The following is a 1,518-nucleotide window of genomic DNA, read 5'->3' as shown; positions in this document are numbered from 1 at the left end:
ATTGCTCCTTGCATTTGCATGCCAATGAGACCCGAGGAAGATGCCATATCATACCCGTGTCTATGTTTGAGTTCACTATTTTTAGCTTCAATTTTATAGCGTTCTTTTGATTTTTCTTTGAACAGCTCACTTTCTTGAAATTTTTTTTGTTTACTATGTTCTGTTGAATAGATAGTGACTGAATACGATTTTGATTTTGCACCTTCTTTATAACATCCTTCTTTGAAAGGGCATCGTTTACATTCTTCTATATCAAAGTAATAGGTATCTCTTTGATTTTCACTTATATTTTTCTTTCCGTGTCGTGCTTTACGAATAGCCATATGTCCAGCTTTACACACGTACATGCCGGCGTCCTTGTTAAACTCAAATTCATCTTCTTTTTGACGTGTACCTTGTGTAATATTGGGATTTAATTTTGATATTAATTGCAACTTATGTTCGTTCGCATATTGAATATTCCCTTTTTCCGAATAAGCGGTATCTCCAATGACTGTATCAATTTCTATTCCTGTTTCACGGCTTTTTTCAACTAATGTTTGAAGATATTTCCCATCGCTTTTCTCACCTGTTGTAATCACGGCCGCTGTAATGATACGTTCTTCGTTCAACGCAATATGTGTTTTATACCCAAAGAAGGAAGAATCGGCTGTTTTATGACCAATTCGGGCATCAGGATCTTGCGAAAATTGTAGGTGTTCTTGATGATCTTCTACAATTTCTTTTAAATAGTTGAGTTTTTCTTTCACATTTGGATATTCACGAATGATTTCTTCTTTTTCTACATCCTCAATGATTTTTTGACAGTAGTCAAGTTCGTCACCTAAGTCGTCCGTTGTTGTTTTGGGAGGGAATTTTTCTTTCATTCCTTCATCGATTTGATAAACAGCTTTACGGAGTAGTTTTGATTTCTCCATTAAAAATTCTTTCGGTGATTTCTGATTGAAGCGTGCCTTAGTATGCGTAGCATCGACGATAATAGATTTACTTTTAATCAAATCCCTTTCCAGTGCGATTTCCACTGTTTTTCGGATGAGCATGTCAAGTAATCCTACATCTTTTAGGCGGAGCTTACGAAATTTCGTTAATGAACTAGGGTCAATTACCATATCTTCTGGTGCCATATCTAAGAAATATTTAAAGGACATATCGTATTTTGAGCGTTCAACAACATCTACATCTGATAAGTCAAAAATAGATTTTAGTAATAAATATTTGAACATACGAACAGGCGGCACTGCGTTGCGGCCGTTATCGAGGCAATATTTATCTTTCAGTTCCTCTAAAACAAAAGAAAAATCTACCATTTCATTAAATTGACGGAGCATATTATCTTTTGGCACGACGATATCGTAAATCGCCATGAATGGGCTAAGGTTAAGAGATTGTTGTTTTGAAATCATCCGAGACACCACCTAAAATTAGTACAACCATTATACATGAAAAAAGTGAAAGCTTCCTCGATTTCATCGAGGAAGCTTTCACTTTTTTAACTATAAGGACTTTTTCAGTGGCCTC

1 protein-coding gene is annotated in these 1,518 nt (G+C 35.4%); it reads right to left on the bottom strand.

Annotated elements, in window-relative coordinates; all coding sequences use genetic code 11:
* Positions 1 to 1,403: IS1182 family transposase (locus JDS96_RS30375; RefSeq protein ID WP_199669082.1), on the bottom strand; the 1,403-nt coding region annotated here is incomplete at its 3' end.
* Positions 1,404 to 1,518: the final 115 nt, after the last annotated feature.

Origin of the sequence: Bacillus cereus group sp. N21, from assembly GCF_016483395.1 — a bacterium.
Classification (GTDB): domain Bacteria; phylum Bacillota; class Bacilli; order Bacillales; family Bacillaceae_G; genus Bacillus_A; species Bacillus_A pseudomycoides.
Note: the sequence above shows the minus strand (reverse complement) of the source record. Positions and strands in the feature narration are given on the sequence as shown.